This is a genomic window from Variovorax sp. P1_H12_2, assembly GCF_056405335.1.
In genome coordinates, this window is record NZ_JBFUCI010000390.1 from 1 (window position 1) to 6197 (window position 6197).

Annotated in this window: 7 protein-coding genes; 5 read left to right on the forward strand and 2 right to left on the reverse strand. The window is 66.8% G+C overall.

The window, feature by feature from the left end; translation table 11 throughout:
• Together AC1D2K_RS27965 and AC1D2K_RS27970 are read left to right on the forward strand one after the other, a co-directional pair.
• The coding region (locus AC1D2K_RS27965) for a transposase domain-containing protein (protein ID WP_478092795.1) at positions 1–123 on the forward strand (123 nt) is incomplete at its 5' end.
• A 128-nt stretch (positions 124–251) separates the two neighbouring features.
• On the forward strand, positions 252–905 hold the full coding sequence (locus AC1D2K_RS27970) for a glutathione S-transferase family protein (RefSeq protein WP_478092787.1): 654 nt from the start codon (positions 252–254) through the stop codon (positions 903–905).
• Between the two features lie 79 nt (positions 906–984).
• Here AC1D2K_RS27970 and AC1D2K_RS27975 read toward each other — a convergent pair whose 3' ends face one another.
• Both AC1D2K_RS27975 and AC1D2K_RS27980 read right to left on the reverse strand, forming a co-directional pair.
• Positions 985–1257 (reverse strand): hypothetical protein, encoded by a 273-nt coding sequence (locus AC1D2K_RS27975; RefSeq protein ID WP_478092789.1) that lies wholly within the window; start codon positions 1255–1257, stop codon positions 985–987.
• Between the two features lie 82 nt (positions 1258–1339).
• Positions 1340–1477, reverse strand: a complete 138-nt coding sequence (locus tag AC1D2K_RS27980) for a hypothetical protein (RefSeq protein ID WP_478092790.1) — start codon at positions 1475–1477, stop codon at positions 1340–1342.
• A 458-nt stretch (positions 1478–1935) separates the two neighbouring features.
• Here AC1D2K_RS27980 and AC1D2K_RS27985 point away from each other — a divergent pair, with 458 nt between their 5' ends.
• The 3 genes from AC1D2K_RS27985 to AC1D2K_RS27995 form a co-directional block, all read left to right on the forward strand.
• Positions 1936–2802, forward strand: coding sequence for an alpha/beta fold hydrolase (locus AC1D2K_RS27985; RefSeq protein WP_478092792.1), 867 nt, complete (start codon positions 1936–1938; stop codon positions 2800–2802).
• Positions 2799–5177, forward strand: coding sequence for a nucleotide disphospho-sugar-binding domain-containing protein (locus AC1D2K_RS27990; RefSeq protein WP_478092793.1), 2379 nt, complete (start codon positions 2799–2801; stop codon positions 5175–5177). Before AC1D2K_RS27985 ends, AC1D2K_RS27990 begins: the two co-directional genes overlap by 4 nt.
• A gap of 81 nt (positions 5178–5258) precedes the next feature.
• On the forward strand, positions 5259–6197 hold a 939-nt coding region (locus AC1D2K_RS27995), incomplete at its 3' end, for an efflux RND transporter periplasmic adaptor subunit (protein WP_478092794.1).

Genomic DNA, 6197 nt, shown 5'->3' on the forward strand with positions numbered 1-6197 from the left:
CATCGAGCCCTCATCGAGCCCTACCGGTACCTCGTCGCCCTGTTCAAGAAGCTGCCCCTGGCGCAGACGGCTGACGACTACGAGGCGCTGCTGCCCTGGAACATCGAGCTCGGCGCGCTGTAGACCGCCCTGCGCACATCGGTTCCGACACCACGCGCAAGGGCGTGGTTCATTGACGGCTTACGATACAACCCACCTTGACAGAGCACCTCGGACCGGAAGACCATGATCGCCCACCCTGAGCTTTTCATATGACCCCCACCATCACCGCCTTTGAACGGTCGCCCGATCGCGGCAGGGGACTGGCGCGCGACATGCGCGTTCGCTGGGCGCTTGAAGAAGTGGGCCAGCCTTACGACGTTCGCCTCGTTTCGTTCAAAGAGATGAAGGAGCCCGCACATCGCGCGCTTCATCCTTTCGGGCAGATTCCGACCTATGAAGAAGGCGATCTCGCCCTGTTCGAGTCAGGGGCCATCGTGTTCCATATCGCCGAGCGCCATGCCGGCCTGCTGCCAGACGATGCGAAAGCTCGGGCGCTCGCGATCGCATGGATATTTGCCGCGCTGAACACGGTGGAGCCGCCGATCCTTGATCGCGAATACGCCACACTCCTGGAGCGCGACAAGACCTGGTATGGGGAGCGCCTGCCTGTGCTTGAGGATCGCGTCCGTGTACGGCTGAGTGAACTTTCCAGCCGGCTTGGCGATGCAGATTGGCTCGACGGTGCATTCAGCGCCGGCGACCTGCTGATGGTGACGGTGCTGCGCAGGTTGAGCGGGTCGGGGTTGCTGGAGCGATATCCAAACCTTTGCGCCTATGTCGCCCGCGGCGAAGCGCGGCCGGCCTACCAACGCGCTTTCGCCGATCAACTGGCGGTGTTCACTGGCAAGGTCCAGGGCGACTGACTAGGTCTGCTCTGGGCCCCGCACCGGCTGTACGCTTCGCTCCGAAGCGGCTGTTCAAGCGCCCCAGAAATTCGGTTGCCTAAAGCCCGAACTTCTGGAGGACGGCGGGTAACAGCTGCGCGAGCAGCACCGTGCTCACCACCCACATCACGATGCTGTTCTTGGCCTCGGCCAGATCGGCCTTGGTGGCGAAGCTCTTGCAGCCCTCCTCCATGCGCGTCTCGATCTTGACCAGGCGCATATCGATGGCATTGAGCCGCTCGCCGGTCTTTTCGGCGAGGGCCGGCGGCGGCGCTCGAAGGCGGTGATCGCGCCACGGATCGTCCGCGCCCTCGTCATGGGGCAGGGTCATGGCGCCTGTTCGTCGCCCGCTGCGGCCACAAAGCCCGGGCAAGACAAAACAGGACAAAAGCCCTGCTTTGCAGCCAACGGTTTCATCTCAGCTGATACTTTTTTGCGAATTGCGGGAATGCTTCATCCGGGGTGTCGCCGCGCGGGCGGCTTACCCCTTCAATTTCATCGACCTCAAGCCCCTGGAAATTGACCGCCCAGACGGAGCCGGATTGATTCACTCGCGCAGATGCCCGAGGCAATCGACGTATTGCTGGAATCGGGCGTCGCAGGCACCGTCGGCTCCGGAGGAGTCACCTCAGCCGGTCTGACCGGACCGCGTCCACGCCCAGCCACGCATTGATCTTGCGAAACAACATCTGGGTGGCCGCCCGTACGCATGGGTCCGCCGCCACGGGTGCGCCTCGACGCCACCCGACCGGAGGCGCCCATCGTGGACGCAATTTCGCAAGAAGAACTGAGATATAGATCTTTTAAATTATTTTGAATTGAAACAAAACGAACGAAATTGTCAGTCGATTCGAAGAATTGACAATTGAATGACAGATGATTTCTTGTTTTCGAGAAAAATTCAAGGGTTCAGCACGATCTTTGTCATTGCGCAATCAATTCATGGGTATTTCAACCTAGCATTGCAAGCGCACATCCTCCCTCAGTTCTTTCACTCACAAAATGCAACGTGCAGATTAGTCAATCCGTAGTATCCGTCGATCGATTTCAGGTCTTTGTAGAACATTACAAATCGGATTCCTCCAAGCCTTCGGTCATCCTGGTGAATGGGGCCCTGGCGACCATCGCCTCTTTCCGGCAGATGGCCCGGTCGCTGACCGATCACTTCAACGTGCTGCTCTACGACCTGCCGCACTCGGGCCAGTCCAGGGAACACAACGCGAAGCTCGGCCTGCTGTCAAAGGACGACGAGGTGGCCGTGCTGCTCGGCCTGATCGAGCAGTTCTGCATCCATCACGTGGTGTCGGTCTCGTGGGGCGGCGTGGCCAATTTGCTGGCCTTGGGCAAGCGCCCGAGGGGGGTGCGCAGTGCCGTGGTCGGTTCGTTCTCGCCGACCCTCAACGGGCCGATGCGCGACTATGTCGACGGCGCCCGGGTCTTCATCGATGCCAAGCAGTATTCCAAGGCCGCGCACCTGCTCAACGAAACCGTGGGCAAGCATCTGCCGCGCCTGCTCAAGCTCTACAACTACCGCTATCTGACGCGGATCGAGGAACCGGAGATCACGCAGATCCGCTTCCACGTGGATCAGATCCTTGGCCTGGACATTGCCAGCCACCGCGAGCGCCTCAAGGCGATCGAGGTCCCCGTGCTCTTCATCAACGGCGAACTCGACGCGTACACGCCGGCCTCGGACGTGCGTGCCATGACGGTTTTCCTGCGCGATTGCGCCTTCGTCACCATTCCGGGCGCCGGCCATTTTCTGGAGGTCGAGAACCGGGCCGCCAGCATCCGCGTGCAGCAGACGGTGCTCGAGTTCCTGCGCCACGGCCGCAGCGAACCGTCCTCGGCAGGTCGCGCCCGAATTCCGGGATGAGTCCCCCAGATCCGAAGCAGGGGAGCCACAATTCGGGCGCCGGCCTGCACCTTCTGATCGTCGCCCTCGGCTCCGCCGGCGACGTGCACCCCTTCCTGGCGATCGGACGGAGCGCGCTGGCGCGCGGGCACCGCGTGTCCCTTTGCACCAGCCCGGCCTTCCAGGCGCTGGTGGAGGCATGCGGGCTGCGCTTCCTGCCGGTGGGCACGGCGGCCGAGTACGAGGCGGCGATGGCCGACCCGGCGCTCTGGCACCCCCGCAGTTCGCTGCGCACCTTGTGGCGCGTGCTCGCGCCTTCGGTCGCTCCGCTTTTCGACCTCCTGCGGCAGGAGGTCCGGGCCAGCCGCGCGGCCGGCGAAGACGTGGCGATGCTCGGCTCCCTCTGGGCCTTCAGCGCACGCGTGCTGCAGGAAGCCGAGCAGGTGCCCTACCTTTCGGCGCAGGTGTCGCCGTCGACGCTGCTGTCGGCCATGTCGCCGCCCACGCATGCCGGTTTTTCGCTGCCCGCATGGTGGCMGCCGGGCTGCCGCCGCCTGGCCCTGTGGCTGATCGAGCGTCGCGTGATCGACCCGCTGATCGCGCCGGACCTCGAGCGGCTGCGCCGCGGCGAGGGGCTGGCCCCGACCCGGCGAATCCTGGGTCGCTGGGTGCATTCGCCCCAAGGCGTGCTGGCGCTGTTCCCGCCATGGCTGGCGCCGGTGCAGCCCGACTGGCCGCATCCCCTGCACTTCGCCGGTTTCGGATTGTTCGAGCCGCCCTCCCCGCGGCCCGAGGGCGCTCTGCTGGACGACGGGCTGCAGGCCTTCCTCGACGCCGGCCCCGCGCCGGTGGTGGTCACGGCAGGCTCGACGCTGCTGCGCGGACAGGACTTCTTCAGCAGGGCACTGGAAGCCGTCGCCGGACTGGGCCTGAGGGCGGTCTTCATCGGCGCCGAGTCGCTGATGCCGGTGCTGCCCTCCACGGTGCTGCAACGCCGCTTCGTTCCGCTGCGTCCGCTGCTCGAGCGCAGCGCGGCGCTGCTGCATCACGGCGGCATCGGCACCACCGCATTCGCCTTCGCGGCCGGCGTGCCGCAGCTGCTGATGCCCTTCGCCCACGACCAGTTCGACAACGCCTGTCGCGTGGTGGCCCAGGCGTGCGGCCTGCAGCTTCCTTCGAACGCGGGCTCGCATGCAATCGCCGGCACCCTGTCGAGATTGCTGACCGACGAGGCCGTCCATGCCTCCTGCGACCGGGTTCGCGCCTGGACCTTGCGCGACAGCGGCGCCGGGGCCTGCGCGCGCGCGGTGGATCTGCTGGAAGCGCTGGCCAGGGGCCAGGGCGTGGCGGCCCCCCCCGGACCTGCGGGACCCTTGCCGCACCGCCCCCCGCCCTCCCGCGTCGGCGGTCGAGGTTGCCCCATGAAAACGACGCAGCCCGGCGCCGTGGTGGTGTTGTACAAGCCCTCGCCGATGCAACTGACGCATGTCGGCACGCTGGCCGCGCAGGGCGTTCCGATCGTGGCGGTCGACAACTCGCCCACGGAGCTGACCGGGGTGAGGGCCTGCCTGCAGGCTGCCGGCGTCCACTGCATCGCGAACCGAAACCAGGGCGGCATCGCGCGCGCCTTCAACCTCGGGATCACGGCCCTGGCCGAGCGCGGAGTCAACGCCCATGTGCTGCTGGACCAGGACTCGGTCCTGCCCCGGGGCTATTTCGAGGTCATGGCGCAGGCCGGCGATGCCTGCCGCACGGCGGGACATGAACGCTTCATCCTGGGCCCGAAGATCTTCGACACCAAGGTCCAGGAATTCCTGCCGACGGTCAGCGGCAAGGGCTCGAGCCTGCGCCGGCTCGACGTGAACGCGCAGCAGAGCGGCCATGACTTCGCGAGCCTGCTGCGCTGCTCCTTCCTGATCTCCTCCGGCTGCGTGGTCTCGGACGACGCCTGGCAGACGCTGGGCCGATTCCGGGAAGACTTCGTCATCGACCATGTCGACACCGAGTACTGCCTGCGTGCCGTGGGCCAGGGGGTCTCGATGTTCATCGTGCCTTCTCTCACCTTGCGCCATACCCTGGGCGATCGCATCCACAAGCGCTTCGCGGGCGTGCGCATCGGTGCCCTCAACCACGACGCCACGCGCCGCTACTACCTGGCCCGCAACGGTCTCGCGCTCTGGCGCCTGCATCCCTCGCTGTTCACCGGCGTCGCGGTGGTGAACCTGCTGACGCTGCACCAGTTGCTGGCCATCTGGCTGCTGGAGTCGAACAAGAGGATCAAGACCCGGGCCCTGCTGAGAGGCTGGATCGATGGCCTGCTGCGCCGCAGCGGCCCCATGGATGCGCTGCATCCCGAACTGGCCCGGCGCTGCGCCGCGAGCCGGGACGCCCGCTGACCATCACGCGCCGCCGCCCYGCCTGGCGGCCATGTCCTTAACCCCAGCGCCGCCGGTCCTGCCCGCGGCCGAGACACTTGAATGAACAGAACCTTGAAATGGGTCCTCGCGGCCCTGATCCTGCTGTTGCTTGCAGGCGCCGCCCTGCGTGCCATCGGTGCCAAGGCGACGAAGGCCCTCGGCGACACCGCGGCCGAGCCCGTGCTGGCGCTTTCCGCGCAGGAGGTGACGCGGGCCGGGCGCCGCGCGCTGGCCGAGACGCTGCCGGTCTCGGGTACGCTGCGCGCGGTCGATTCGGTGCAGGTCAAGGCCCGTGTGGCGGGTGAGCTGATCGGTCTCACGGTGCGCGAGGGCGACACGGTCGCGGCGGGCCAGGTGATCGCCCGCATCGACCCGATCGAATACCGCTCGCGCGTGCGCCAGGCCCAGGAACAGGCTGATTCCGCCCGGGCCCAGGCCGAGGTGGCGCAGCGCACCTTCGACAACAACAAGGCGCTGGTCGAGGAAGGCTTCATCTCGCGCACCGCGCTCGACACCTCGCAGTCGAACCTCGATGCGGCGCTGTCCACCCACCGCGCCGCACTGGCCGCGGTCGAGATGACGCGCAAGTCGCTCGACGACACCGTGCTCAAGAGCCCGATCGCGGGCCAGGTGGCGCAACGCCTGGCGCAGCCGGGCGAGCGCGTGGGCGTCGACACCCGGATCATCGAGGTGGTCGACCTGAGCCGCATCGAGGTCGAGGCCGCGCTGGCCGCGGCCGACTCGGTCGCGGTGCGCGTCGGCCAGCGCGCGACGCTGCAGATCGAGGGCAGCAGCGTCGCCGACCCGAAGAGCGGCGAACGCAGCGTCGGCGCCAGCGTGGTGCGCGTCAATCCGAGCGCGCAGGCGGGCAGCCGCAGCGTGCTGGTCTACCTGCGGCTCGACCGCTCCACCGGTTTCCGCCAGGGCCTGTTCGCGCAGGGCACGATCGACGTCGGCCGCACCGAAACGCTGGCCCTGCCGCTGAGCGCGGTGCGCACC

Coding starts and splice junctions, on each gene's coding strand:
- AC1D2K_RS27970 (WP_478092787.1), top strand. CDS start 252: ATGACCCCCACCATCACCGCCTTTGAACGGTCGCCCGATCGCGGCAGG.
- AC1D2K_RS27975 (WP_478092789.1), bottom strand. CDS start 1,257: ATGACCCTGCCCCATGACGAGGGCGCGGACGATCCGTGGCGCGATCAC.